General features: G+C 46.7%; 1 protein-coding gene. It reads right to left on the bottom strand.

Annotated elements, in window-relative coordinates; all coding sequences use genetic code 11:
- On the bottom strand, positions 1-2,120 hold a 2,120-nt coding region (locus tag E4S40_RS17030; protein ID WP_135077164.1), incomplete at both ends, for a DUF7507 domain-containing protein.

Genomic DNA, 2,120 nt, shown 5'->3' on the forward strand with positions numbered 1-2,120 from the left:
ACCACTACCTGACCCGGTGCCAACGTTCCAACATTCTCGTTGAAGTTTGTCAACGGATCCGTGATCGTCACATTAGTCAAGGTCGTGTTACCGGTATTGGTCACCGTTAAGGTATACGTCACTTCCTGACCCGCCGCATTCACCGTGGTAGGATCTGCTTCCTTCACGATCTGAATGCTCGGTGCCTGGGTAACCCTCACTGTCGCATCATCCTCGTCAGATACCTGAGCATCTCCGAAGTTTCCTGTAGCCGTAGCCACGTTCACAATCGATCCGTTGTCAATATCCGTCTGAGTCACTTCGTAAGCAGTCTCTCTTACCACTACCTGACCCGGTGCTACCGATCCAACGTTTTGGTTGAATCCGGTCAACGGATCGGTGATCGTTACATTCTGCAAAGTCACGTTTCCGGTGTTGGTCACCGTCAAGGTATAAGTCACTTCCTGACCCGCCGCATTCACCGTGGTAGGATCTGCTTCCTTCACAATCTGGATAGCTGGTCGCTGGGTAGCAGTCACTGTAGCATCGTCCTCATCGGATACCTGAGCTTCACCGAAGTTTCCTGTAGCCGTAGCCACGTTCACAATCGATCCGTTGTCAATATCCGTCTGGGTCACGTTGTATACAGTCTGTCTCACCACTACTGCATCCGGTGCCAGGGCTCCAACATTCTCGTTGAAGCCTGTCAACGGATCGGTGATGGTTACATTCTCAAGGGTTACGTTGCCCTCATTGGTCACTGTCAAGGTGTAAGTCACCTGCTGACCTGCAGCATTCACCACAGTAGGTGATGCAGTCTTATTAATTCCGATCGCAGGAGTAGGGACAAAGAATTCAGTATGGTCATCTTCATCGCTTACTATGGTTTGATCCGGAGCAGTTGCATTTACAGTCGCAGTATTGGTAAAGCTTCCTGCATCAATGTCCTGCTGGGTCAATAGGTATTCTGCCGTGAAGGTAGAATTGTCTACAGCATTCGGAGCAAGGCTTCCAATCGGTCCGCCTACCACTGCTACTTTCGGATCGTCAATCGTCACACCCGTCAAGGTCACATTACCTGTGTTGGTTACCGTGAAGGTGTAGATCACTTTATCTCCTTCATTCTGCAATTGATCATTGTTGGTATCCTCATAGGTTCCGTTTTTGATCAATTCAATGCTAGGAAGTTGATTTGCTTCTATTGTTTCGGTATCTGTATCAGTGTATTCAACTTCATCGAAGTATCCACTTGCTGTAGCTTCATTGAATACACTTCCGTTATCTAGGTCTTCCTGAGTAATCGCATAGGTAGCTGTAAAGACTGCCTCTGCACCAGGAGCCAATGTGGCAACAGAAGCTGGAACGATTGCGCTTAATCCAGAAAGCGGATCATTAACCGTTACATTACTTAAGGTAACATTACCTGTATTGGTCACGGTGAAAGTATAGGTAATCTCTTCTCCTACCGTATCGTAGATAGTAGGATCAGCTGATTTTTCAAGACTAATCGCAGGTCGCTGAATAGCCGTGATTGTTTCGTCATCAGAATCCGTATACTCAACCTGTCCCAAGAAACCGCTTGCAGTAGCCTCATTGATAACACTTCCGTTATCCAAATCAGCTTGCGTGATTTCGTAAGTGGCTGTAAAGTCTACACTTTGACCCGGAGCCAAGCTTAGAACTGAAGCTGGAGTGATCGCACTCAATTCAGGAAGCTGATCATCAACAGTAACATTGGTCAGGGTAACATTCCCTGTGTTGGTCACTTTAAAGGTGTAAGTGATTACTTCACCAACGGTATCATAGTCAGGTTGGCTAGCAGATTTGTCAATACTGATAGATGGATCTTGAACAAGAGAAACTTCTTCACTCGCACTTTCAGAACCAGTCTGATCAGAATCAGCAGTCGCCGTGTTGTCAATATCACCATCGCCGCCACCATTATTATCCAGATCAGCCTGGGTAATCGCATAACTTGCAGTTACCGTTTCACTCTCTCCCGGAGCAAGATCTCCCACATTTACATCCGTTCCAGTTAATGGATCAATTACTGTGACATTGGTTAAAGTGACGTTACCGTCATTTGTAACCACAATCTCGTAATCGATAACCTCATCGGCATTATTCAATATACCATCGCC

The organism is Algoriphagus kandeliae, from assembly GCF_004571135.1.
Lineage (GTDB): Bacteria > Bacteroidota > Bacteroidia > Cytophagales > Cyclobacteriaceae > Algoriphagus > Algoriphagus kandeliae.